This window comes from Lysobacter sp. TY2-98 (genome assembly GCF_003367355.1).
Classification (GTDB): Bacteria; Pseudomonadota; Gammaproteobacteria; order Xanthomonadales; family Xanthomonadaceae; genus Cognatilysobacter.
Window position 1 is genome coordinate 2,530,140 of record NZ_CP031413.1, and the last position, 24,861, is coordinate 2,555,000.

At 66.8% G+C, this 24,861-nt stretch carries 22 protein-coding genes and 2 rRNA genes (1 of these 24 cut by a window edge); 7 read left to right on the plus strand and 17 right to left on the minus strand.

Features of this window, described 5'->3' with window-relative positions; all coding sequences use genetic code 11:
- Positions 1–11: 11 nt before the first annotated feature.
- The 3 genes from DWG18_RS12345 to DWG18_RS12355 are packed head-to-tail and all read right to left on the minus strand — an operon-like array spanning position 12 to position 2,475.
- Positions 12–1,172: a COX15/CtaA family protein gene (locus DWG18_RS12345; RefSeq protein WP_115647468.1), complete on the minus strand. Its 1,161-nt coding sequence runs from the start codon at positions 1,170–1,172 to the stop codon at positions 12–14.
- Positions 1,173–1,177: 5 nt separating this feature from the next.
- Entirely contained in the window at positions 1,178–1,762 is a 585-nt protein-coding gene (locus tag DWG18_RS12350; protein ID WP_115647469.1) for a hypothetical protein, read from the minus strand.
- Positions 1,759–2,475 (minus strand): SURF1 family protein, encoded by a 717-nt coding sequence (locus DWG18_RS12355; RefSeq protein WP_115647470.1) that lies wholly within the window; start codon positions 2,473–2,475, stop codon positions 1,759–1,761. Before DWG18_RS12355 ends, DWG18_RS12350 begins: the two co-directional genes overlap by 4 nt.
- Before the next feature lie 69 nt (positions 2,476–2,544).
- Between DWG18_RS12355 and DWG18_RS12360 the strand changes: the two genes are divergently transcribed.
- Positions 2,545–2,775: a twin transmembrane helix small protein gene (locus DWG18_RS12360; RefSeq protein ID WP_115647471.1), complete on the plus strand. Its 231-nt coding sequence runs from the start codon at positions 2,545–2,547 to the stop codon at positions 2,773–2,775.
- Between the two features lie 69 nt (positions 2,776–2,844).
- On the opposite strand, the gene DWG18_RS12365 is transcribed toward DWG18_RS12360, so the two are convergent.
- The 5 genes from DWG18_RS12365 to coxB are packed head-to-tail and all read right to left on the minus strand — an operon-like array spanning position 2,845 to position 7,071.
- A complete protein-coding gene (locus DWG18_RS12365) occupies positions 2,845–3,723 on the minus strand; it encodes a cytochrome c oxidase subunit 3 (RefSeq protein ID WP_115647472.1) in 879 nt (292 codons plus the stop codon).
- Positions 3,724–3,757: 34 nt separating this feature from the next.
- On the minus strand, positions 3,758–4,324 hold the full coding sequence (locus DWG18_RS12370; RefSeq protein WP_115647473.1) for a cytochrome c oxidase assembly protein: 567 nt from the start codon (positions 4,322–4,324) through the stop codon (positions 3,758–3,760).
- The gene (locus DWG18_RS15595) at positions 4,321–4,452 is read right to left on the minus strand and encodes a hypothetical protein (protein WP_255417304.1); all 132 of its coding nucleotides are present in this window, start codon (positions 4,450–4,452) and stop codon (positions 4,321–4,323) included. The genes DWG18_RS12370 and DWG18_RS15595 overlap by 4 nt, the downstream gene beginning before the upstream one ends.
- 18 nt (positions 4,453–4,470) lie before the next feature.
- Positions 4,471–6,090 (minus strand): cytochrome c oxidase subunit I, encoded by a 1,620-nt coding sequence (gene ctaD, locus DWG18_RS12375; RefSeq protein ID WP_115647474.1) that lies wholly within the window; start codon positions 6,088–6,090, stop codon positions 4,471–4,473.
- A 27-nt stretch (positions 6,091–6,117) separates the two neighbouring features.
- A complete protein-coding gene (gene coxB / locus DWG18_RS12380; RefSeq protein ID WP_115647475.1) occupies positions 6,118–7,071 on the minus strand; it encodes a cytochrome c oxidase subunit II in 954 nt (317 codons plus the stop codon).
- A 292-nt stretch (positions 7,072–7,363) separates the two neighbouring features.
- Here coxB and putA point away from each other — a divergent pair, with 292 nt between their 5' ends.
- Together putA and DWG18_RS12390 are read left to right on the plus strand one after the other, a co-directional pair.
- Positions 7,364–10,591, plus strand: a complete 3,228-nt coding sequence (gene putA, locus DWG18_RS12385) for a bifunctional proline dehydrogenase/L-glutamate gamma-semialdehyde dehydrogenase PutA (RefSeq protein WP_115647476.1) — start codon at positions 7,364–7,366, stop codon at positions 10,589–10,591.
- A 2-nt stretch (positions 10,592–10,593) separates the two neighbouring features.
- Positions 10,594–10,788 carry an RNA-binding protein gene (locus DWG18_RS12390; protein ID WP_115647477.1) on the plus strand — a complete coding sequence of 65 codons (195 nt, stop codon included), beginning with the start codon at positions 10,594–10,596 and terminating at the stop codon, positions 10,786–10,788.
- A 69-nt stretch (positions 10,789–10,857) separates the two neighbouring features.
- Here the strand turns inward: DWG18_RS12390 and DWG18_RS12395 are convergent, their stop codons facing one another.
- Complete coding sequence (locus tag DWG18_RS12395) at positions 10,858–12,213, minus strand: outer membrane protein transport protein (protein WP_115647478.1); 1,356 nt, start codon at positions 12,211–12,213, stop codon at positions 10,858–10,860.
- Between the two features lie 193 nt (positions 12,214–12,406).
- On the opposite strand from DWG18_RS12395, the gene DWG18_RS12400 reads away from it, so the two are divergent.
- Entirely contained in the window at positions 12,407–13,099 is a 693-nt protein-coding gene (locus DWG18_RS12400) for a rhomboid family intramembrane serine protease (RefSeq protein WP_115647479.1), read from the plus strand.
- An 83-nt stretch (positions 13,100–13,182) separates the two neighbouring features.
- Entirely contained in the window at positions 13,183–13,503 is a 321-nt protein-coding gene (locus tag DWG18_RS12405) for a DUF1820 family protein (protein ID WP_115647480.1), read from the plus strand.
- A gap of 3 nt (positions 13,504–13,506) precedes the next feature.
- Here DWG18_RS12405 and DWG18_RS12410 read toward each other — a convergent pair whose 3' ends face one another.
- From DWG18_RS12410 to gpmI, 3 genes are all read right to left on the minus strand, one after another.
- Entirely contained in the window at positions 13,507–14,925 is a 1,419-nt protein-coding gene (locus DWG18_RS12410; RefSeq protein WP_115647481.1) for a S41 family peptidase, read from the minus strand.
- A gap of 104 nt (positions 14,926–15,029) precedes the next feature.
- Positions 15,030–16,295, minus strand: coding sequence for a peptidoglycan DD-metalloendopeptidase family protein (locus DWG18_RS12415; RefSeq protein ID WP_115647482.1), 1,266 nt, complete (start codon positions 16,293–16,295; stop codon positions 15,030–15,032).
- A gap of 3 nt (positions 16,296–16,298) precedes the next feature.
- Positions 16,299–17,816: a 2,3-bisphosphoglycerate-independent phosphoglycerate mutase gene (gpmI, locus tag DWG18_RS12420; protein ID WP_240318525.1), complete on the minus strand. Its 1,518-nt coding sequence runs from the start codon at positions 17,814–17,816 to the stop codon at positions 16,299–16,301.
- Between the two features lie 160 nt (positions 17,817–17,976).
- Between gpmI and DWG18_RS12425 the strand changes: the two genes are divergently transcribed.
- On the plus strand, positions 17,977–18,651 hold the full coding sequence (locus tag DWG18_RS12425) for a hypothetical protein (protein ID WP_115647484.1): 675 nt from the start codon (positions 17,977–17,979) through the stop codon (positions 18,649–18,651).
- A 559-nt stretch (positions 18,652–19,210) separates the two neighbouring features.
- Here DWG18_RS12425 and DWG18_RS12430 read toward each other — a convergent pair.
- Complete coding sequence (locus DWG18_RS12430) at positions 19,211–20,626, minus strand: pitrilysin family protein (protein WP_115647485.1); 1,416 nt, start codon at positions 20,624–20,626, stop codon at positions 19,211–19,213.
- Positions 20,627–20,637: 11 nt separating this feature from the next.
- Complete coding sequence (locus DWG18_RS12435; protein WP_115647486.1) at positions 20,638–22,023, minus strand: pitrilysin family protein; 1,386 nt, start codon at positions 22,021–22,023, stop codon at positions 20,638–20,640.
- A gap of 126 nt (positions 22,024–22,149) precedes the next feature.
- Between DWG18_RS12435 and DWG18_RS12440 the strand changes: the two genes are divergently transcribed.
- On the plus strand, positions 22,150–22,548 hold the full coding sequence (locus DWG18_RS12440; RefSeq protein WP_115647487.1) for an MAPEG family protein: 399 nt from the start codon (positions 22,150–22,152) through the stop codon (positions 22,546–22,548).
- Positions 22,549–22,608: 60 nt separating this feature from the next.
- Here the strand turns inward: DWG18_RS12440 and DWG18_RS12445 are convergent, their stop codons facing one another.
- The 3 genes from DWG18_RS12445 to DWG18_RS12455 all read right to left on the minus strand — a co-directional run.
- Complete coding sequence (locus tag DWG18_RS12445; RefSeq protein WP_162823835.1) at positions 22,609–23,031, minus strand: energy transducer TonB; 423 nt, start codon at positions 23,029–23,031, stop codon at positions 22,609–22,611.
- A 378-nt stretch (positions 23,032–23,409) separates the two neighbouring features.
- Positions 23,410–23,525 (minus strand): 5S ribosomal RNA (gene rrf, locus DWG18_RS12450).
- A gap of 157 nt (positions 23,526–23,682) precedes the next feature.
- Positions 23,683–24,861: ribosomal RNA gene (locus DWG18_RS12455) — 23S ribosomal RNA — on the minus strand; it runs 1,686 nt beyond the window's last position.

Consider the following 24,861-nt stretch of genomic DNA (forward strand, 5'->3'; position numbering starts at 1 on the left):
GTGCATCGCGATCAGACCCGCGGCGCGCGCACGCGCGCGATCAGCGTCACGAGTGTGGCGAGCAGCAGCGCCGCACCCGCGTTGTGCGCGACCGCCACGTGCAACGGCAGGCCGAGCTTGACGTTGGCGATGCCGAGCGCGACCTGCGCGAGCGTGAGCAGGGCGAGCAGCGTGCCCCAGCCGCGCATGCCGGCGATGCGCAGCAGGCGCACGGCCAGCCACAGCATGTAGAGGAAGACGACGCCCGCCATCATGCGATGCGCCATCTGGATGGCGATGCGCGACGCACCGTCCAGGACACCACCTTCGTAATCCACGCCGACGCCGCGCCACAGCACGAAGCCCTGGTGGAAGTTGGTCGGTGGCCACCACTGACCGACGCATTTCGGGAACTCGTTGCCGCAGGCCAGGGCCGCGTAGTTCGAACTCACCCAGCCGCCGAGCGCGATCTGCACGCCGAGCAGCACGAGGCCGATCGCCATCAGACGACGCAGCCGGTCGGCTTCGGCAAGACGGATCGGGAGGTTCGTCGCATGCCACGCCATCCACAGCAGCAGGGCGAACGTGGTCAGGCCGCCGAGCAGATGGCCCATGACGACGATGGGCTTGAGCAGCCACGTCACCGTCCACATGCCGAGCAACGCCTGGAACACGATCGTCATCAACGCGAGGGCGGAGACACGCGAGAGATCGGTGTTGTCCCAGCGGATCGCCGCGGCGAGCAGGATCAGTTCGCCGCTGATCGCGAGCGCAGCGGCGATGCCGTACTGCGCGTGCATGTACAGCGGAATGGACGCGCCGACCAGCGCGCCCGCGATCAGCACCTGCGCGATGCCCTTCGGCCGGCGGCGTGCGGCGATCAGCGCGAGCACGAACACCAGCGTGCCGAGCGTCGCGGCGAGATGGCGATGCAGCTGCTCGCGCCAGGCCTTGGTCGGCTCGGCGACGCGAATCGCATTGGCCGCGTGTTGCGCGACGTCGGACGCATGCGTCGGCCACGCAGCGCGGCCGTAGCAGGTCGGCCAATCGGGGCAGCTCAGGCCCGCGTTCGACAGGCGCACGAACGCGCCGAACACGATGACGCACACCGCCAGCGCCGTCGCGAGCCAAGCGATGCGGTGGAAATGGCGGTACGTGGGACGCACCGAATCGGAACGCGGAATCGAGCCCATGGGCGTCACTGGAGCTTCAGAAGACGGGTGAGGTCCTCGCGCAGGCCCGCGAGGTCGGTGTCGGGCGCGTAACGCAGCACCACGAAGCCGTTCGGATCGACGACGTATACCGGCAGCCCGCCGCCCACGTCCACCCGCGGAAGTCGGGCGCGCGCCGGATCGTTGGCGAGCACGTGCACCGTGCTCGGCGCCGGCAGGCCCTGCGGCCAGCGGCAGGCGGCCGCCCCGCACCACCAGAGCACGTCGACTCGCTGCGATTCCTTGCCCAGCACCTCCCAGACCACGCCGATGTCGTGCGCACGGCGGCGGCAGGCGTCATCGCATTCGGCCGGTGCGGGCACGACGATGCGCCAGGTGCGGTGGATCGGCGTCCACGCGTAGGCGCGACCGTCGAGCTCGCGCAGGCGCGCGTCGCGCAGGTCGGCGTAGGGATCGAGCAGCTCGCCCTTCTGCCGCGTCGCGGCCGGATGGATGTCCGCGAAGCGCAGCAGGCCCGCGACCGCCATCGAGCCGAAGAACAGCACGAGGATCGCGATCAGGGTGAGCCGGTTGCGGCCACGTTGCGGGTCGGTCGGGGCTTGCTCGCTCATCGGCGGCTCCGGCGGAAAGTGAGGACGAGCGCGATCGCCAGCATGGTGATCGCGAGCCCGTACCACTGCACGGCGTAGCCGCGGTGGCGATCGGGCGGAAGGGTGTTGACCAGTAGTTCGAGATCGCGCGCGTAGCCGATCGGCAATGCGGGATCGAGGCGCAGCACGCGCGGCGCGAGCGTGGCGAGCTTGAGTTCCTTCGCGACAACGGCGGGCTCCAGGCGCACCACGAGCCAGGCGCCGCCTTGGCGCGCCATCGGTGCACCCATGCGCAAGCCGGCCGACGGCGGCGGCACCAGCAGGCCGCGCAGGTTCTGCTCGCCACGCGGCAGCGTGATTTTCGGCAGCACACGATCGATGCCCATCGGCAGCCAGCCGAGATCGACGAGCAGCGGCGCACCGGCGTCGGGCTGGAACGCGGCATAGGCATGCACGCCGACGCGGCCGTCGCGTTGCTGGTTGTCGAGCATCAACGGCGGCGCATCGAGGAAGTGGCCATGCCCGGCCGCCCAGTCGTAGGCGGTGGTGCGCGTGGCATCCGCGGCGGCGGACAACGGCAGCGCACGGCGCGCGGCCAGCACCTGCGACACCTGCGCGAGCAGGTGTTCCTTCTCGACGGCGCGATGGCTCTGCCACAGCCCCAGGCGAGCGAGCCCGGCACTGACAAGCAGCGCGAGCGTCCAGCCGATCAGCAGAGTCGAGCGTCGACTCACGACAGCCCGATGTCCCGGCGCGATAATGCGCGGCGACGCATCCGCGTCCGCAGACCGCTGGAGCCGCGCGTGAACCATTCGCTGAAAACGCTGATCGTCATTGCGTTCCTGATCGCGATCATCTGGAACCTCGGCGCGGGCCTGTACTACATGCTGGTCGACAAGGGCGGCAGCAAGCGCACCGTCAATGCGCTGACCCGCCGCATCGTGCTGTCGATCATCCTGTTCCTGGGCGTGGCATTCGCCGCGTGGATGGGCTGGATCGACCTGCACGGCGTCGGATCGAACCCGACGCGCTGATCCCACCGCGCCGCCCAGACGCAACGGGCCGGCAAGCGCCGGCCCGTCGAGCGTCCTGCATCGACGTGCTTAGAGCACGTAGACGAACAGGAACAGGCCCAGCCAGACCACGTCGACGAAGTGCCAGTACCACGCCACCGCTTCGAAGGCGAAGTGGTTGTCGCGATCGAAGTGGCCCTTCGCGCAACGCAGCCAGATGATCGCCAGCATGATGGTGCCGAGCGTCACGTGCAGGCCGTGGAAACCGGTCAGCATGAAGAAGGTCGAGCCGTAGATGCCCGAGCCCAGCGTCAGGTTGAGGTGCGTGTAGGCCTCGGCGTACTCGTGGGCCTGGAACGTGAGGAAGAGGCAGCCCAGCAGCACCGTGATGCCCAGCCAGACCAGCAGCGACTTGCGATGACCGGCCTTGAGCGCGTGGTGCGCGGCAGTGACCGTGCTGCCCGACGACAGCAGGATCAGCGTGTTGATCAGCGGCAGGCCCCAGGCCGGGATCGTGCGGAACGGACCGCCCACCGAGCCCGGGCCGTTGTTCGGCCAGCCGGCGCTGAAGTTGTCCCACAGCAGCGCATGCGTCGCCGCGCCGTCACCCTCGCCACCCCACCACGGCAGCGCGTACTGGCGGGTGTAGAACAGCGCGCCGAAGAACGCAGCGAAGAACATCACTTCCGAGAAGATGAACCAGATCATTCCCATCCGGAACGAGACGTCGACCTGATTGTTGTAGTTGCCCTTCACCGACTCGTGGATGACGTCGCGGAACCACATGAAGAGCACCGAGAGCACCATCGCGACACCGACGAGGAACACCGTGCGGCCCCACGAGATCTCGTTGAGCCAGCTGGCGAAGCCGACCATCGTGACGAACAGCGCGATCGAGCCGAAGAACGGCCAGCGGCTGCTGTGCGGCACGAAGTAGACGTTGCGATCGGTCGGATGGGCGTGGGCCATGTCGGCGTTCCGTAGGTCGTGATTCAAGGTTCCGTCACGGTGCGGCGCCGACGCCGGCGGGCGCGGGGCCCAAGCGTGCGGTCAACGTATCGTTGCGGAAGAAGGTATAGGACAGGGTGAGCGTCGAGATATCCGGCGGCAGTGCCGGGTCCACGATGAAACGCACCGGCATCTCACGCGACTCGCCGGAAGCGAGCGTCTGCGCCGTGAAGCAGAAGCATTCGGTCTTCACGAAATACTTCGACGCGCGCGACGGCGCCACCGACGGTGCGGCGCTGCCGACGATCGCACGCGATGCGTCGTTCTTCGCGAAATAGGTCGTCTCGTACGGCTTGCCGACCTGCACGCGCATCGACAGCCGGTCCGGATGGAACTGCCAGTCGAGCTTGGAGTTGACGCTGCCGTCGAACTGCACCGTCACCCAGCGCGCGCCGACCGCGCCGGCACCGCCCTGCTGCTGCGGGCCCTGCGCGAGCTTGATGCCGAACACCTTCTCGCAGGCGATGCGATACAGCGGCACCAGGCTGAAGGTGAAGCCGAACGCCAGCAGCGACACCGCCACCAGCTTGCCGAGCCCCAAATTGCGCGTCGACGCGGTCATCGGCTGAGCGCAGTGAAGGCGATGAAGCCGACGAACACGGCGATCGCGAGCAGCCCGAACCACAGCGCCGTGCGACGCGCCCGCGCGATGCGGGCGTCGTTCGTCTGCGATGGGTTCGGGCCGGTCATGCGGTCAGCTCGCGACGATCAGTGCGTGATGTCGCCGTGGGCGAGGTCGCCGTCGCGGATCACCGGCGGCACGGTGAAGGTGTGGTGCGGCGCCGGGCTCGGCACGGTCCACTCCAGGCCCTTCGCGCCTTCCCAGACGCGGGCCGCAGCCGGCGCACCGTACTTCTTCGAGTGCCACAGGATGAAGAGCATGATGAACGGCGTGAGGAACATGCCGAACGCGCCGATCGAGCTCACCAGGTTCCAGTCCGCGAACACCACGTTGTAGTCCGGGATACGGCGCGGCATGCCGGCCAGGCCCAGGAAGTGCTGCGGGAAGAACAGCAGGTTGACGAAGATGATCGTCCACCAGAAGTGGAAGCTGGCCATGGCCTGGCTGTACATGCGGCCTGTCCACTTCGGCCACCAGTAGTAGGTGGCGGCGATGATGGAGAACAGCGCGCCGGTCACCAGCACGTAATGGAAGTGCGCGACCACGAAATAGGTGTCGTGGTACTGGAAGTCGGCCGGCACGATCGCGAGCATCAGGCCCGAGAAACCGCCGATCGAGAACAGGATGACGAACGCGAGCGCCCACTTCATCGGCGCTTCGAAGGTCATCGAACCGCGCCACATGGTGGTGACCCAGTTGAACACCTTCACGCCGGTCGGGATCGCGATCAGCATCGTCGCGAACATGAAGTAGATCTCGCCACCGAGCGGCATGCCGACGGTGAACATGTGGTGCGCCCACACGATGAACGAGAGGAACGCGATCGACGCGGTCGCGTACACCATGGCCTGGTAACCGAACAGCGGCTTGCGGCTGAAGGTCGGGATGATCTCCGACACGATGCCGAACGCCGGCAGGATCATGATGTAGACCTCGGGGTGACCGAAGAACCAGAAGATGTGCTGGAACATCACCGGGTCACCGCCGCCAGCCACGTTGAAGAAGCTGGTGTGGAAGTACTTGTCGGTGAGCAGCATCGTCACCGCGCCGGCGAGCACCGGCATCACCGCGATCAGCAGGAACGCGGTGATCAGCCACGTCCACACGAAGATCGGCATCTTCAGCAGGTCGACGCCCGGGGCGCGCATGTTGAGGATGGTCGCGATGATGTTGATCGCGCCCATGATCGAGCTGATGCCCATCAGGTGCACCGCGAAGATCAGGAACGCGACGTTGTAGCCGCCCTGCAGCGACAGCGGCGGGTACATCGTCCAGCCACCGGCCGGCGCGCCGCCCGGAAGCACGAACGTCATCAGCAGCAGCGTGAACGCGAACGGCATGATCCAGAAGGACCAGTTGTTCATGCGCGGCAGCGCCATGTCGGGCGCGCCGATCTGCAGCGGGATCATCCAGTTGCCGAGGCCGACGAAGGCCGGCATGACGCCGCCGAAGATCATCACCAGCGCGTGCATGGTGGTGAACGAGTTGAACATCATCGGATCGAAGTACTGCAGACCCGGCTTCATCAGCTCGGCGCGGATCAGCACCGACAGGAACGCGCCAACGATGAACATGACGAACGAGAACACCAGGTACAGCGTTCCGATGTCCTTGTGGTTCGTCGAGAAGAACCAGCGCTCGATGAAGCCCTGCTGGTGGCCGTGCTCATCGGTGTGATGGTCGGCGGCGGGATGCGTGACAGCCATGGGACTACCTCTGCGAAATCGGTGCGATCAGCCGGCGACCGGAGCGGTCGTGGCGTCGGTGTTCGGGGCGGCGGCGGTGGCCGGCTGTGCGTCGGCGGTCGGCGCGGCGGGCGTCTCGGCCGGAGCTGCGGGCGCGGCCGGGGCCGCGGCCGGGGCCGGCTGCTGCGCGGCGAGCCACTGCTGGAACTCGGCCTTCGGCACGGCGCGGACGACGATCGGCATGAAGCCGTGGTCCTTGCCGCAGAGCTCGGCGCACTGGCCGCGGTAGAGGCCGGGCTGCTCGACCTTTGCCCAGGCTTCGTTGATCTCGCCCGGGATGGCGTCCTGCTTCCAGCCCAGCGACGGGACCCACCACGCGTGGATCACGTCGTCGGCGGTGACCACGAAGCGGATCTTGGTGCCCACCGGCACGACCAGCTCATGGTCGACTTCGAGCAGGTAGTTCGGATGGGTGGCGGCGGTCGGGACCTGGCCGCTCTGGCGCATCGCGTCGCTCTCGCGCTTGAGGCGGCTCGTCATCGAGACGCCCTGGCCGAGGTAGTCGTACTTCCACATCCACTGGTAGCCGGTGACCTTGATGGTCATCTCCGACTCGCGGACGTCGTACATGTTCACGAGCTTGTGCGTCGCCGGGAACGCCATGCCGACCAGGATCAGGATCGGGATGACGGTCCAGAGGATCTCGAGCTTGGTGCTGTGGGTGAAATCGACGTCCGGCACCGCACCCTTGGACTTGCGGAACTTGATCATCGCGACGCCCATGGCGCCGAACACCAGCACGCCGATCGCGACGCAGATCCACAGCGCCAGCATGTGCGCGCTGTAGGCGTTGTGCGAGATCTGCGTGACGCCCTCGCGCATGTTCAGCTGCCAGCGGTGCGGCGCCGAAGGTTCGGGCAGGGCCTCCTGCGCAAAGGCGAGGACCGGCAGGGCGAGGGCCATCAGGCCCGCAGCCCACTGCTTGATACGACCGGCTTTCATCAGATCGAGCCCCAGAATCGGCAAATTGGCGTGGATATGGTTTTTCCGCCGGCTGCCTTCCCGCGTCGCGCGCCTGCGCGATCGACGGAAGGGAGGGGAGCCGCGCGCGGACCGGGTGGGCCGCGTTACTGGCCAGGCCAGAGCATGGCGGAAACCGCGAAATGTTAGCCCTGCGCGCCACACCCGGCAAGTTAAAGCGGTCGCAAACGCCGCATTCGGCGGGCATTCGGCCGCGCTCCGCCGGGGTGCGATCGCTAAACTACGCGTCTTCCGTCGCCGTAGTTGGGATTCGATGTCGACTCCGTCTCCTGTCGTGCCCGGCAGCTCGCCGGCGCACGTTCTGATCGCGCCCGAGCTGCCCGCGCCGCCGCCGGGCCCGCGCGCGGCCATCACCGCCGGCTGGGTGCGCGACGAGGCCGCTCACGTCCGCCGCCTGCTCGAGCAGGCCCGCCTGCCCGAGGCCGACCGCGCCGCCGTGAAAGCCACCGCCGCCGACCTGGTCACCCGCGTCCGCCGCCGCGCGACCGACCAGGGCGCGATCGAGGCCTTCATGCGCCAGTACGACCTCGGCTCCGAGGAAGGCGTGCTGCTGATGTGCGTGGCCGAGGCGCTGCTGCGCATCCCGGACGCCGAGACAGCCGACAAGCTCATCCGCGACAAGCTGGGCGACGCCGACTGGAAGCGTCATATGGGCCAGTCGCCGTCGGTGCTGGTCAACGCGTCCACCTGGGGCCTGATGCTGACCGGCCACCTCGTCGACCTCGCCGACGAGACCAAGCGCGACGTGCACGGCGCCTTCAAGCGCCTGGTCGGTCGCGTCGGCGAGCCGGTGATCCGGCTGGCGGTGCGCCAGGCGATGCGCATCATGGGCCACCAGTTCGTCATGGGCCGGACCATCGACGAAGCGCTCGCGCGTTCGCGCAAGGGCGACAACGCGAATTACCGCTATTCGTTCGACATGCTCGGCGAGGCTGCGCTCACGCAGGCCGACGCGGACCGTTATCTCGACGCCTACCGCATGGCGATCCATGCGATCGGCAAGCATTCGCGCGGCGAAGGCACGGTCGATCCGTCGAGTGCGATCGCCGTGTTCGGTGCACCGTCGATCTCGGTGAAGCTGTCCGCGCTGCACCCGCGTTACGAACACGCCAAGCGCGCGCGCGTGCATGCCGAGCTGACGCCCCGCGTACTCGAACTCGCGCAGCTCGCGAAGTCGTATGCGATCGGCTTCACCGTCGATGCGGAAGAAGCGGACCGCCTCGAACTCTCGCTCGACGTCATCGCCGGCGCATATTCCGATGCGTCGCTCGCCGGCTGGGAAGGCTTCGGGCTCGCCATCCAGGCGTATTCCAAGCGCTGCCCGGAAGTCATCGACTTCATTGCCGACCTCGCGCGTCGCACCGGCCGCCGCATTCCGGTGCGTCTGGTCAAGGGCGCGTACTGGGACGCCGAAGTGAAGCGCGCGCAGGTCGACGGCATGCCGGGCTATCCGGTGTTCACGCGCAAGCCGAACACCGACGTCAGCTATCTCGCCAACGCGCGCAAGATGCTGGATTCGTCGGACGCGATCTATCCGATGTTCGCGACGCACAATGCGCAGACCATCGCGCACGTGCATCGCATGGCGGCCGGTCGCGCGTTCGAGTTCCAGAAGCTGCACGGCATGGGCGACGATCTGTACGCGGAAGTCATTCCCGCCGATCGATTGAACGTGCCGTGCCGCGTGTACGCACCGGTCGGCTCGCACGAGGACCTGCTGCCGTATCTCGTGCGACGCCTGCTCGAGAACGGCGCGAACTCGAGCTTCGTCAACCGCATCACCGACGAGTCCGTACCCGTCGACGAACTGATCCGCGACCCGATCGAGGTCGTGTCGCAGTTCGAATCGATTCCGCATCCCCGCATTCCGCTGCCGGTCGACCTATACCGCAGCTTCGGTATCTCCAGGAGCAACTCCATGGGCGTGAATCTCGCCAACGACGACGCACTGCGCACGCTCGCCGACCAGGTCAATGCCGCGGCGTCGCAGCCGTGGTTCGCCGAGCCGCTGGTCGCAGGTGCGAAGGCATCGGGCGAACGCATCGCGGTGACGAATCCGGCGGATCGTCGCGAAGTGGTTGGTCATTGGATCGCCGCGGATTCGGCGCTGGTCGAGCGCGCGCTGGTCAATGCGAATGCCGCACACGATGCATGGAACACGACGCCGGCCGCGAGCCGCGCCGCGATCCTCGAATACGCCGCGAACCTGCTCGAGCAGCGCATGCCGACGTACATCGCGCTGTGCACGAAGGAAGCGGGCAAGACGATTCCGGATGGCGTCGCCGAAGTGCGCGAGGCGGTCGACTTCCTGCGCTACTACGCCGAGCAGGCGCGCACGATGTTCAAGCCCGAAGCGCTGCCGGGCCCGACCGGCGAATCGAACACGCTGCAGCTGTCCGGCCGCGGCACCTTCGTGTGCATCTCGCCGTGGAACTTCCCCTTGGCGATTTTCATGGGCCAGATCACCGCCGCGCTCGCCGCGGGCAATTGCGTGATCGCCAAGCCCGCCGAGCAGACGAATCTCGTCGGCTACGCGGCAGTCAAACTGCTGCACGAAGCCGGCGTGCCCGAAGCCGTGCTGCAGTTCCTTCCGGGCGACGGCGCGACCGTCGGCGCTGCGTTGACGCGCGACGATCGCATCACCGGCGTCGCATTCACCGGCTCGACCGACACCGCGCGTGCGATCAACCGCGCACTCGCTGCGCGCGAGAACGCGCCGATCGGCGTGCTCATCGCCGAGACGGGCGGGCAGAACGCGTTGATCGCCGACTCGTCGTCGCTGCCCGAGCAGGTGGTGAAGGATGCGATCGGCTCCGCGTTCACCTCCGCCGGCCAGCGCTGCTCGGCCGCGCGCGTGCTGTTCGTGCAGGACGACATCGCCGACAAGGTGACGAAGATGCTCGCCGGTGCGATGGCGGAGCTGGTCGTCGGCGATCCGGGGCTGCTGTCGACCGACGTCGGCCCGGTGATCGACGAGGACGCGCTGCGCGTGCTGAAGGAACATGCCGCGCGCATGGACAAGGAAGCCGTCGCGAAGATCGCGGAGGTTTCGCTCGGCGAAAACGCGGCGAACGGCAGCTTCTTCGCGCCCCGTGCGTACGAGCTGCGCTCGCTCGATCAGCTGCATCGCGAGGTGTTCGGCCCGGTGCTGCACGTGATCCGCTGGAAGGCCGACCAGCTCGATGCGGTGATCGATGCGATCAACGCGACGGGGTATGGCCTGACACTCGGCGTGCATTCGCGCATCGACGCGACGATCGAGAAGATCGCGTCGCGCATCAAGGTGGGCAACTGCTACGTCAACCGCAACCAGATCGGCGCGGTGGTCGGCGTGCAACCGTTCGGCGGGCAGAACCTCTCGGGCACCGGTCCGAAGGCCGGCGGCCCGCACTACCTGCCGCGCTTCGCGACGGAGAAGACGATCACGGTCAACACCACCGCGGCAGGCGGCAACGCGTCGCTGCTGACGTTAGGTGACTGACGATGACCGACGATGCAGTCGTTCGCGACGGCGATCGCGTCGACGTGGTGAAAGGCACGCACGCTGGCAAGTCCGGCGTCGCGCGCGATCTCAATACGAGCAAGACCGGGCACCTCACCATCACGGTCGTGCAGGACGACGGCGTGCGTTTCAAGACGTTGGCGCGCAACGTCCGCGTTGTCGACGTGAAACGCTGATCGCCATCGTTTTTGCGCATAAAAAAAGCCCCGCCGAAGCGGGGCTTTTTCGTGACGCGATGCACTCGATCAGAACGCGTACTGCGCCGAAACACCGAACAGGTTGGCGTTGGCGGTGTACGTACCGGTGAGCGTGGAACCGCTCGACGAGTGGATGTTGTTGATGGTCGGATCGTCGACGTTGATGCGCATGTAGGCCATGTCGACGCTCAGCGCGTCGGACACGTTCCAGGTCGCGCCCAGCGTGAAGATCTTGCGATCCTTGTCCGGCAGGCGCGGCGTGCGGTACGTGTCGTTGGTCGGCGACTCGTCCTTCGCGATACCGGCGCGCAGCGTCCACTGCGGGTTCAGATCCCACTCGCCGCCGAGCGAGTAGAAGTTCGTGTCCTTCCACTGGAACGGCTCGTTGCCGAGCACGCCGCCACCGGCGCGGAAGATCTTGACCGCCTGCAGCGAGTGCCAGTCGGTGGCCTGGTAATCGGCCATCAGGCGGAACTGCGGGGTGAAGTCGTATTCGACCGACACCGTGGTGACGCTCGGCGTGGTCAGCGGTGCCGTAACGGCCTGATCCTTGTACACCGCGCCGATCGACGGGATCGCAGCGACGGCCGACGGCACGGTGAAGTCGGCGGTGCCGGCCAGGCTGTGGTCGATTTCCGAGCGATGCGCGAAGCCGATGCTCAGCGCATCGGTCGGGCGCCACTGCATGCCCACGCGCCAGCCGAAGCTGGTGTCGTCGCCCTGGATTTCGACGGTGCCGTCGTTCTGCTGCGGACGGAACGGGTACGCGGCGTTGAAGCAGTTCGCGACATTGCCCGAACCGGCACAGACGGCGGTGCCGAAGTCGATCGCATTCGACAGGGTGACGTCCGTGCGCTGCACGATCGCGCCGAAGCCGATCGAGAAGCGGTCGGTCACGGCGACGGCGGCCGACAGGTTCAGGTCGACGGTCTTCACGTCCGACTTGATCGCGTTGTAGCGACCGACCCAGTTCGGGTCGTATTCGGTCTTGAGGCCGAACGGCGCGTCGACGCTGACGCCGACCACGACCTTGTCCAGCGCGCCCGACAGCGGGAACACCGCCGCGAGGGCCGGAACGAGGGCCGGGTCACCCGGGTCGCCGCCGTTGCCGCCGGTGAGGTTGGTGCCCACCGCGGTCTTGCCGCCGCCGGTGAACTCGGCGTCGAGGTTGATGTCGGTCAGGTCGACGCGAACGGCGTTCTTGTCGAAGTTGACCATCGCCGCCGGGTTGTTCGACACCACCGACGCGTCGTTCTTCGACGTGGCGGTGCCCGAGTTGGCGCGGCCGAGGTTCTTGACGCTGTTCTCGCGGATCTGGAAGCCGGAGGCGTGGGCGTTGCCCACCGCCAGCGCGCCGGCGACGCCGAGCGCGAGCGCCGTGAAGCGCATGAAGCCGTTCTGCATGTCTCTCTCCGAGGAAAAGTTCTGCTGTGCCGGTCGGGCCGGCTTCTGTGGGCTGGCCGTCTGACGGCGACCATGCGGGGCCGAATATAGCCTTTAACCCCTGCATAACAATAGGCCGCCGGGCGGACCGGCTGGGCGCGGACGCGGGCTTCCCGCATGATGCCCGGGCCCGACTGGAGCCTCCCACCGCCCCGTGTTCGTCGCCATTCCCCCTCGCGAGAAGCCGTCGCTGCCGTGGGCCATGCCCACGCTGTTCGTCGCGCTGTGGGGCTGCTTCGTGGTGACTACGCTGCTGCCCGAGGCCGAACGCCAGCAGCTGGTGATGAAATGGGGCGCGCTGTCGGGTGACCTGCGGTCCTGGCCGGAACTGCGCGACGCCGTGCTCGATGGCCACCTCGCCCGCCTCGTCACCGCGTTGTTTCTGCACGCGGACTGGGCGCATCTGGTCGGCAACCTGTTGTTCCTGCTGATCTTCGGCGTGCCCGCCGAACGCGCGATGGGGCCGTGGCGCTTCCTGACGCTGTTCCTGGTCGGCGGCGCAGTCGCCAATCTGGCGACCGTGCTCGTCATCGGCACGCCCGATCGCCTGATCATCGGCGCCAGCGGCGCGGTGTCGGCGCTGGTCGGGGCCTATCTGGCGCTTTTCCCGACCGCCCGCCTCGGCCTGGTCGTGCCGCTGGGGCTGTTCCTGCAGTTCGTGCGCATGCCGGCTGCGGTGCTGATCGGTCTCTGGGCCGGCCTGCAACTGGTCTACACCTTCGTCGGCCCGGCCTTCGGTGCGGTCGCGTGGTCGGCGCACCTCGCCGGCTTCGCGTTCGGCGGCACGTTCGCGCTGTTCTCGCGCAAGGCGATCAAACGGCGGATGAAGCGCGCGCACGCCACCTGAGCGCGCCCACGTCGACGGGCGCATGCTGTTGAACCGCGGCGATCGCGCCCCACATCGCTGCCACCGCCGAACCGACCGCCGACATGTCCAAGCCGCTCTACAAGGTGACCTTCCTCAGCGCCGGCAAGGTGTACGAGCTCTATGCGCGGCACGTCGCCAGCGGCGCAATCTGGGGCTTCACCGAAGTCGGCGAGCTGGTGTTCGACGTCAACGAAGGTGTCGTCGTCGATCCGACCGAGGAGCGCCTGCGCGACGAATTCGGCAACACGCGCGTGCTGCACCTGCCGATGCATTCGATCGTGCGGATCGAGGAAGTCGAACGGAAATCGCAGGCGTCGATCCGCGATGCCGCGACGGGGGAACGGGTCGTCACCCCGTTCCCGATGCCCGGCAAGCCCCGCTGAGGCCTACTTCTTCTTCGGTGCGGGTTTCGCCGCCGGCTTCGCCGGCGCGGCGGCAACCGGCACACCCGCCATGCGCTTGACCTCGGCCAGCGCCTGCTGGATGTAGACCGGGCCGTCCAGTACGTCGCCGGCCTCCCCGTTGTCGTCGGCATCGCCGCGCAGGTGGCCCGGCAGGCTGGCTTCCGAGAGCAGCAGTCGCGTGTCGTCCGCCGAGCGCGGGGCGGAGAACGGCACGTCGGGCACGATACCCAGCGCCTGGATCGACTTGCCGCTCGGCGTGAAGTAACGCGCCGTGGTCAGCTTGACCGAGTCGCCGTTGTCGAGCGGAAGCACCGTCTGCACGGAACCTTTTCCGAAGGTGCGGCTGCCGACGATGCGTGCGCGGCCGTTGTCCTTGAGCGCGCCGGCCAGCACTTCCGACGCGCTGGCCGAACCGCCGTCGACCAGCACCACGAGCGGCGCGCCCTTGAGGCGGTCGCCCGGCGTCGCGGCGAACTGCGCGTCGCTGATCTGGATGCGTCCCCGCGTCGACACGATGCCGCCCTTGTCGAGCAGGTCGTCGGCGATCTGCACGGCACTGGTGAGCAGGCCGCCGGGATTGCTGCGCAGGTCGAGCACGAGCCCGCGCAGCGCGCCGCCTTCGGTGAGCTTGTCGAGCGCCTTCTCGAAGTCGGCCGCGGTGTCGGCCTGGAACGCGGCGACGCGCACGTAACCGAAACCCGGCTCGAGCATGCGCGAACGCACCGACGTGACATGGATCGTGTCGCGCACCACCGTCAGCTCCAGGGGCTTCTTCGCACCCTTGCGCACGACGGTGAGTACGACCTTGCTGCCTGCGGGGCCGCGCAGCGGCGCGCTGGTGTCGCCCGCATCGGGGCCGAACGGCTTGCCGTCCATGGCAACGATGATGTCGCCCGACTTGAGGCCCGCCTTCGCGGCCGGCGTGTCGTCGATCGCCGACACGACCTTGAGCGTGCCGTCCTTCTGGCGTTGCAGCTCGACGCCGATGCCTTCGTAGGCGCCGCGTGCGTTTTCGTCAAAGTCCTCGGCGTCGGTCTTGTCGAAATAGGTGCTGTGCGGATCGAGGTCGAGCAGCAGGCCGTGGATCGCGGCCTTCATCAGCTTCTGGTCGGTAACCGGCTCGACGTAGGCCTGCTTGACCGCGTTGTAGACGGTGACGAAGCGACGGATGTCGTCGAGCGGCACCTTGTTCAAATCCTCTTCGGCCTTCACATCGGCCGCAGCCTTCGCGGCGGGCGTGGCCGGCGTGCTCGCGGGGGCTTTCGGATCTGAAGCGGGCGCGGGCGTGGCCGGCGCTTCCTTGGGTGGCGTCGCGGGCGGCTGCGGAGTGGCGGGTGCGGGCGCCTGTTGCGCCGCGGCCGGCAGCGCGGCGAGAAGGGCGAGGACAAGCAGGCGGCGCATGGCGACTCCGGACAGGGGGCGACGGTGGGACCGTCGAGGACGCGTCGAGTTCAGCACGTTAACCGGCCGCTCGGAAAGCGGCGTGCACGGCGCGTTGCGGTCACTCAGCGTCGCAACCACACGCCCGGGTCGACCGGCTGACCGTTGCGGCGCAGCTCGAAGTAAAGCGACGGCCGCCCTTGGCCGCCCGACGTGCCGACGGTGGCGATGCCGTCGCCACGATGCACCGTCGTGCCGGTGTCCTTGAGCAGCGCATCGTTGTGCGCATACAGGCTCATATAGCCGTTGCCGTGATCGATGATCAGCAGCTGGCCGTAGCCGGTCATCCAATCCGCATAGACGACGGTGCCGTCGGCGACCGCGCGCACGGCGGTGCCCGTGTTCGCCGCGATCAGCAGGCCATCGCTGCGGCGCCCGTCCGGCATCGTGCCGCCGTAGCCCGCGAGCAACGCACCCGACAGCGGCCAACCGAGGCCACCGACCTGCGGCGACGGCGCGGTTGCAACCTGCACTGGTGGACGCACGACGTGTTTCGGCGGCGCGGGTCGGCCTTCGGCCTTCGCGATGCGCGCAGCTTCGGCATCGGCCTTCGCTGCCGCGGCCGCCTCACGCGCGCGCTGTTCGGCGAGGCGCCGCTGTTGCTCGCGCGCCTTCGCCGCGGCGATGCGCAGCTTCTGCAGCAGCGACTCCAGCGACTTCGCATCGCGACCCAGCGCCTGCTCGCGCGCGGCGCGATCCTTGTACTTCGCATCGAGCTGGGCGACGAGCGCGGCGCGATTTTCGCGATCCTGCTGCAGCTTCTTCAGCTGTTCGACCTGCGCCTGCTGCGCCGCAGTGAGCTGGCCCGTGCGCTGCGCGATCTCGGCTTCGACGTGATCGAGTTCGGCGAGCTGCGCGGTGAGTTCGCGAATGCGTTTCGCGCGCGCTTTCTCAAGATAGGCGTGATAGGTGAGCAGACGCTGCGCATCCTCGACGCGATCCCGCGCGAGCAGCGACTTCAGCGGTCCGGCAGGACCCTGTCGATCGGCCGCGCGCAGCAGCGTCGCGAGTTCGTCGCGCGCACCGCCGAGCGTCGCGCGCAACTGCGCCTGCTGTGCGCGCAACTGCGCGAGCCGCGCCGTTTCATCGGTGATCTTCGACTGCGTGTCCTGCAGCACACGTCCGCTGCGGCCAACCTGCTCATCCGCCTGACGCAGTTGCTGGCTCGCACTGCCACGCTGCGTTTCCAGCTGGCGGCGCTCCGCCGCCACGCCCTGCAATTCACGCTTGATCGCCTGCAGCTTCTTCTCCGTGCCGCGCGTGTCCTGCGCCGCGCCCGACCACGCGGGCGCGAGCAGCAGCAGGGCGAGCACCACGGCGCGCAGGCGCATCGGTCAGCCCTGGAGCAGGCTTGCGCCGGTCATCTCGGCGGGCTTGTCGACACCGAGCAGGTCGAGGATGGTCGGCGCGACGTCGCGCAACGCACCGCCGGATCGCAGCGTCGCGACGCGCGGACCGCAGTACACGAACGGCACCGGGCCGACGGTGTGCGCGGTATGCGGCTGGCCGGTGCTTTCGTCGCGCATCATCTCGAGGTTGCCGTGGTCGGCGGTGATCAGCAAGGCGCCGTGCATGTCGGCGACCGCCGCACGGATCGCGCCGAGCGCGGTGTCGACCGCTTCCGCGGCCTTGATCGCCGCGCTCATCACCCCGGTGTGGCCGACCATGTCGGGATTGGCGATGTTGCAGATCGCGACATCGATCGCACCGGAGCGGATCGCCGCACAGAGTTTTTCGGTGACTTCCGGGCAGCTCATCTCCGGCTGCAGGTCGTAGGTCGCCACCTTCGGGCTCGGCACCAGGATGCGCGATTCACCGGCATATTCGTCCTCGCGACCGCCACTGAAGAAGAACGTGACGTGCGCGTACTTCTCGGTTTCGGCGATGCGCAATTGCTTGAGGCCGCGATCAGCTAGCACTTCGCCCAGCGTATTGCGCAGGTCGTCGGGGCCGAACGCCACCGGTGCCGGCAGCCTGGCGTCGTATTCCGTGAGGCAGACGAAACGCGACAGCTGGGGACGACGTGCATCGAAACCGTCGAACGTCGGCAGCACGAACGCGGACGTCAGCTGGCGCGCGCGATCGGCACGGAAGTTCATGAACACAACGGCGTCGCCGTCGTGCATGCCGGTGTAGCCGTCGAGCACCGTCGGCCCGACGAACTCGTCGGTTTCACCGCGCGCATACGCGGCCTCGAGCGCGGCGATCGCATCGGTCGCGCCGTGTGCGGCGCGTGCATCGACCATCGCGTCCCACGCACGCTGCACGCGATCCCAACGCTTGTCGCGATCCATCGCGAAGTAACGGCCTCCGATCGTCGCGATGCGCGCATTGCCGAGGCGATCGCACAGCTCCTGCAGCGCGCGCAGGCTCGGCTCGGCCGACTTCGGCGGCGTATCGCGGCCGTCGAGGAACGCATGCACGGCAACCTTCGCGACACCGAGGCGATGCGCCATCTCCAGCATCGCGAAGATGTGCTGCTCATGGCTGTGCACACCGCCCGGCGAGAGCAGGCCCATCACGTGCAACGTCGCGTTCGCCGCCTTCGCGCCTTCGCAGGCCGCGCGCAGTTCGGCGTTGTCGAAGAACGTGCCGTCCTCGATCGCCGCGTCGATGCGCGTCAGGTCCTGGTAGACGATGCGGCCGGCGCCGAGGTTCATGTGGCCGACTTCGGAATTGCCCATCTGCCCGTCCGGCAGGCCGACGTGACGGCCTTCCGTATGGATCAGCGTGTTCGGGCAGTCGCGCACCAGCGCGTCCCAGTTCGGCAGCGTCGCCTGCGCCAGCGCGTTGTCGGCGGGATCGTCGCGGTGGCCCCAACCATCGAGGATGAGGAGGACGACGGGCTTCACGGCTGCATTCGACACGGCACGGACCTGTGACTTCGGGCACGTTGCCCGGCGGGAGCGGAAGCGCGATTGTACCGGCGCCCCTGCGACGGCCCGCCGCACGGCGCTTAAACCCCGCGGCGTCCGGCCGCATCCAAGCCGTACAGACCCTCGAGGAAACGCCATGCGCACCCGTTTGATGATCCTGCCGCTCGCCCTCGGCCTCGCCCTGTCGGCCTCCGCGTACGCCGACGACCGCATCAGCATCGACAAGGTCAACGGCAGCATCCACGCCGAATCCGGCAAGGCCTACGGCAAGCTGGAAACCGTCAACGGCAGCATCGAGATCGATGCCAACGTGCAGACGGGTTCGGCCGAGACCGTCAACGGCGGCATTCGCATCGGCGACGGTGCGCAGGTGGGCGAGCTCACCACGGTCAACGGCGGCATCCACGTCGGTTCGAAGCTGCGCATCGGTGGCGACGTCACCACGGTCAACGGCGGCATCCTCATCGACACGGGCAGCACCGTGAGCGGCGGCGTCGAGACGGTGAATGGCGCGATCGGCCTGATCGGCACCGACGTCTCGCGCGGCATCCGCACGGTCAATGGCGACATCACGGTCGGCGTCGGCAGCCACGTGCACGGCGGCATCACCGTCGAGAAGCCGCAGATGCAGATGATCAGCTTCCACAAGCGCGATCCGCGCATCGTCATCGGGCCGAATGCGCAGGTCGATGGTGCGCTGGTGTTCGAGCGCCCGGTGACGCTGTATGTGCACGACAGCGCGAAGATCGGGCCGGTGACGGGGGCGACGGTGCGTCGGTTCAGTGGGGCGACGCCGCCTGCGGCGCCGTAATCGCGTGTAGGTCGAATTTCTTGTCGTGACGGGGCCGCCTTTGGGCGGCTTCGTTGTTTTTGGGCGGCGCGCTGTCGCAGCACTTTCACGGGCTTCACAAAGAAGCGTTTCGTCCGCTGGCGCGGCCGAGTTACTTTTCTTTGCTGGTGCAAAGAAAAGATAACCAAAAGAAAGCACCGTCCTCGACGGATCTACAGCTCGCGACGTAGGGCTCCTCGCGATCGCCACACTCGGCCTCCTTCGGCCCGCCGCAGCGCGACGGGCGCTCACCGGCGCGCAAACCTGCGGTTTGCAAGCAGCGCCGGATCGCCAAGTGGCGACGGCCGACATCGTGTCGGCCGCCCCTTCGGGGTCTTCACGATTCGTGTCGCGCGCCGCCTCTTTTGAGGCAAGCGTTATTGCGATGCGTGCTGCATGCCGGACATCGGTGCACCGGGTGTAACGGTGTACTGCCGACCAATGACCCAGCTTTCGCTCGCTGAGCGCTGGAAGTCGAGTCCTCGATCGCGAAAAAAAGAAGAGCCGCCTTTCGGCGGCTCTTCCCATCCATCGTTCAACGCTACTTCGCTCGTACTTCGAAGCTGCCGTACTGCTTCAGCTGCTCCGCCACCGCCTTCGGATCGCCGACGACGATGATCGACTGGTCCTTCGGATCGAAGTACTTCTTGCTGACCGCCTGCACCTGGGCGGCATCGACCGCACGGATCTTCGGCACGTACTGGCCGAGGAACTCCGCGGGCAGTCCGACGAGCCAGTTGCCCGCGAGCGTGCCGGCGACGGCGCCCTGCATCTGGTTGTTCAGCAGGTAACCGCCGGCAACGTAGCGCTTGGTGTCTTCCAACTCCTGCGCGGGAACCGGTTCGTCGCCCATGCGTTTGAACTCCGCCTCGAACTCCTTGATCGCGGCGCCGGTGACTTCGTTGCGCACGTCGGCCGACGCGCTGATGCGTCCGCCTTCGCGCAACGCGCTGGAACCGCCGCGCGCGCCGTAGGTGTAGCCCTTGTCCTCGCGCAGGTTCTGCATCAGGCGCGAGCTGAAGCCACCGCCGAGCACGGTGCCGGCGAGTTGCAGCGGCACGTAATCAGCGTCGGTCGCGGCGATGCCGGGACGACCAAGCCGGATCGCGGACTGCACGCTGCCATCGCGCTGCACCAGCACGTACTTCGGCGTCGCGGTGCGCGGTGCATCGGGCGTATCCGCGAGCGCGGCACCGTTCGCTTTCCAGTCGCCGAACGCGGCTTGGACGGCACGCATCGCGTCCGCGCCGTCAATCGGGCCGGCGATCACGAGTAACGCATGGTCGGGACGGAAACGCTGCGCGTGTGCGTCGCGCAGCAACTGCGGCGTCACCGACATGATCGACGCTTCCGTCGGCTGCGTGCGCGCATATGGATGGTCGCCGTAGATCGCCGGCGCGAGCGCGCGTTCGGCCTTGAACGCCGGTTGCGCTTCCGACGCCTTCAGGCTCTGCAGCGCATTGGCCTGCGCAAGGCGCACTTCGTTGTCGGGGAAGGTCGGCGTGCGCGCGACTTCGCCGAGCAGCGCCAGCATTTCACTCGCGTGAGAGGCGAGCGCGTTCGCCGACACCATCATGCCGTCGTTCGACGCACCGGCACCAATGCTGCCGCCGAGGCCCTGTGCGGCTTCAGCAATCGCCTTTGAGTCGTGCTTCGCGCTGCCTTCGTTAAGCAGGCCGGCGAGTACGTTCGCGAAGCCGGGATGCTGCGCATCGTCGGCGGCCAGGCCGGCGCCGCGGATCGCGAGCACCGCGTCGACACGCGGCAGACCCGTGCGCGGCACGATCCACACTTCGAGACCGTTCGACAGCGTCGTCTTCTGGATGGCGGGTACCGGCAGCGGGCGGTCGGGTGCATACGGCGGCAGGTCGGCCGGTAGCACGGCCTTGGGACCGGCGACCGCGGCGCCAGCGAGCGCCAGCGACACGGCGGCGGCGAGCAGGGAAATCGTCTTCATGCGTCGTCTCCTTACTTGCCGGCGGCCGGTGCAGCCGGCGCGGCCTTCGCCATCGCGGTCGGCACGCGATCGATGACTGTGCGGTTGGTGCGCGCGAGATACGTCTTCGCGGCGCGCTGCAGGTCGGCGCTGGTGACGCCTTCGATCCACGTCGGAATCTTGTTCACGACGTTCGCGTCGCCCCACAGCGTCTGAAGCTTGGCGACGGTGTCGGCGCGGCTGATGAAGGCTTCGAGGCCGTTGTACCAGTCGGCGAGCATGTGAGTCTTGACGCGCTTGAGTTCGGCGTCACTGACGCCGTCCTTCGCGACCTTCGCGATCTCTTCGTCCATCGCGGCGAGCACCGCGTCGGCGTTCGTCGTCGGCTTGTACAGCGCGAACACGGTGAACAGCGTCGGGCCATCGTATTCCCAGGGGCTCGTCAGGCCGTACAGCGACTCGACGTTGAGCGCGAGCTCGCGTCCCTTGACGATGCCCTGGTAGAAGCGCGACGCATCGCCACCGGCGAGCACGTCGCCGAGCACCGCCATCGCCGCCTGGTCCTTGCTGCCGCGCTCGGGCATCTTCCACGCCGCGGCGACCGCGGGCACCTGTGCGAGTGCATCGGTCTGCTGGATGCGCTTTTCCGCGGTGTTCAAGCCCTCCTTGACGTCCGGGCGCTTCGGCGTATTGCGCGCGGGAATGCCGCCGAAATACTTCTGCGCGAGTGCGAACGCCTGATCGGGGGTCACGTCACCGGCGATGCCGAGCACGGCATTGTTCGGGCCGTAGAAGTCGCGGTGGAAACTCGACACATCGTCGAGGCTCGCGCCTTCGAGATCCTTGAAGCTGCCGTAGCCGTCGTGGTTGTTTTCCCACTTGTTGAAGGCCTGCTGGCCGATGTCGATCCACATGAAGCCGCCGTACGGCTGGTTCTTCACATTGACGCGGATCTCTTCCTTCACCACGTCCTGCTGGTTCTTCAGCGTGACCGGATTGAAGTCGAGCGTCTTCATGCGATCCGCCTCGAGCCACAGGATCGGCTCCAGCGCGGACGCCGGCGCCATCTCGATATAGTTGGTGAAGTCCGGGCGCGTCGAACCGTTGTTGCGACCGCCACCACCGGTGATCACCTTGTCGAACACGCCTTCCTTCGCGTTCGGCGTGCCTTCGAACATCAGATGCTCGAACAGATGGGCAAACCCGGTGCGGTTCTTCGGCTCGAGACGCATGCCGACGTGATAGACCATCGACACGCCGACGGTCGGCGAACTGTGGTCCTCGGACACGACGACGGTCAGGCCGTTGTCGAGCTTCTTGACCGACACCGGCACCTGCCAGCGATCGGGCGTCGCGGCATGCGCGGACGCGGTGATGAGCAGCCCGCCGAGCAGCGCGGGCAGTAGACGACGTCGCATCGGAATTCCCCTTCCGTTTGGAAGCCGGCAGCGTAACGGGAAAGTCGCCGAAATCCGGCCGCCGGAAGTCATGGCCGCCTGAATGCGCCTGCGTTAGGCTCACCGGAATCGACCGGGGAGTCCGACATGCCGATTTCGATCGCCTATTGGTGCGTACTGATCGCCGCCGCCCTGCCGTACGTGTGGACCGTTATCGCCAAGTCCCGGGGCGGCGAGCGCTACGACAACCGCGACCCGCGCGCTTGGCTCGCGCGCCAGACGGATCCGCGCGTGTCGCGAGCAAATGCGGCGCAAATGAATGCGTTCGAGGCCTTTCCCGCGTTCGCGGCCGGCGTTGTCCTCGCTCACGCTGCAGGCGTGCCGAACGCGAGTGTCTCGCTGTTAGCCGTGGTCTTCATCGTCGCGCGGGTACTGCACGGCGCGTTTTATGTCGCAGGCCTGCCGCGCGCGCGAAGTCTCAGCTGGGCGGTCGGCATTCTGTGCGTATTCGCCCTACTGGCGCAGGCAGCCATCGCGGCCGCATGACGACGAAAGGCCGGCAAACGCCGGCCTTTCGGGACCCGAGCCGCGCATGGCGCGCTCTGGCTAGCGAATCTTGTAGATCACCGGCAACGTCAGATCCGCGGTTGTCGGCACGCCATTTCGTTCGGCGGGCGAAAAGCGCCAGTAGCGCATTGCGATCACCGCGTGATCGCACATCATCTTGTCATCGCCTTCCGGCTTGGGCGAAGTGACGGCGCCCTTTTCGTCGACTGTGAAACGGACGACGCAGCGGCCTTGGTCCCCTTTGACGACGCGAGGCGCGGGATAGATCGGCCGATAGCCCTCCACCAAGACAGGCGCGGTGTCCGCACCGCTCGAACTCGCCGCCAGCGTCTTGTTCAGCCGATCGATTTCTGCCTTCGACATGCGCCCGGCGGTTTCAGACTGCGGACCAGCCCCTACGGCTGTGCTCGTGGCCAGGAGCGCAAGACCAACAACAAGCATTTCGTTGCGAAGCGAAGGCATCCCTGACCTCGGGCAGTGGCAAGCGAAATAACACGATAGCGGCCGCATGACGAAACGACAAATCCATGCGCTTCCTGCCCGAGGCCTGCTCGCCTCGCGGGCGGGCGGGCGGGCGAGGGGATGCTATGAACTTGGTCACAGTTGGCATCGTCCGCCGCGCGTTGGCGCCTGCTCCATCGCACCGCGATGACCTAGCCGGCACGGCCTGCTCGGCCCGTTGGCTGCCTCGCGTACCCGCAGATCGCCGGACTGCAGGCCATGCCGGCATGGGCGTCCGCGGTTACCCCGGCCGACGCGGCTGACGATTAGCTGCAAATTACCTTGGCCGCAAAGACAAACCCCCGCCAGCGTGAGCTGGCGGGGGTTTGCGGGATAAGACCCTGGCGATGACCTACTCTCGCATGGGCTAGTGCCACACTACCATCGGCGCGGGTGCGTTTCACTTCCGAGTTCGGGATGGGATCGGGTGGTTCCACACCGCTATGGTCACCAGGGAGAGGGTGGAGGGTCGCTTGTTAAAGCGCCACGCTCTCGACGGTTACCGGACAAACCTTTCGGTTTGAGCGGAATAAGGGGATGTAGCGAGCAGTGAATGTCGTGACGTGTCACGAGGGTAAGGTGCTTCGATTACTCGAAGCGACTTGAGGTTATATGGTCAAGCCGCACGGATCATTAGTACAGGTTAGCTCAACGCATTGCTGCGCTTACACACCCTGCCTATCAACGTCGTAGTCTTCAACGTTCCTTTAGGGGAGTCAAGCTCCCGGGAGATCTCATCTTGAGGCGCGCTTCCCGCTTAGATGCTTTCAGCGGTTATCGCTTCCGAACATAGCTACCCGGCAGTGCCACTGGCGTGACAACCGGAACACCAGAGGTTCGTCCACTCCGGTCCTCTCGTACTAGGAGCAGCCCCTCTCAAATCTCCAACGCCCACGACAGATAGGGACCGAACTGTCTCACGACGTTCTGAACCCAGCTCGCGTACCACTTTAAATGGCGAACAGCCATACCCTTGGGACCGACTACAGCCCCAGGATGTGATGAGCCGACATCGAGGTGCCAAACACCGCCGTCGATATGAACTCTTGGGCGGTATCAGCCTGTTATCCCCGGAGTACCTTTTATCCGTTGAGCGATGGCCCTTCCATACAGAACCACCGGATCACTAAGACCTACTTTCGTACCTGCTTGATCCGTCGATCTTGCAGTCAAGCACGCTTATGCCTTTGCACACAGTGCGCGATGTCCGACCGCGCTGAGCGTACCTTCGTGCTCCTCCGTTACTCTTTGGGAGGAGACCGCCCCAGTCAAACTACCCACCATACACGGTCCCCGCGCCGGATAACGGCGCCAGGTTAGAACGTCAAGCACATCAGGGTGGTATTTCAAGGTTGGCTCCACCGAAGCTAGCGCCTCGGTTTCACAGCCTCCCACCTATCCTACACAGACGAACTCAACGTTCAGTGTAAAGCTATAGTAAAGGTTCACGGGGTCTTTCCGTCTTGCCGCGGGAACGCTGCATCTTCACAGCGATTTCAATTTCACTGAGTCTCGGGTGGAGACAGCGCCGCTGTCGTTACGCCATTCGTGCAGGTCGGAACTTACCCGACAAGGAATTTCGCTACCTTAGGACCGTTATAGTTACGGCCGCCGTTTACTGGGGCTTCGATCAAGAGCTTCGCCTTGCGGCTAACCCCATCACTTAACCTTCCAGCACCGGGCAGGCGTCACACCCTATACGTCCACTTTCGTGTTTGCAGAGTGCTGTGTTTTTGATAAACAGTCGCAGCGGCCTGGTCACTGCGGCCCTTCTCAGCTATTAACCAAAAA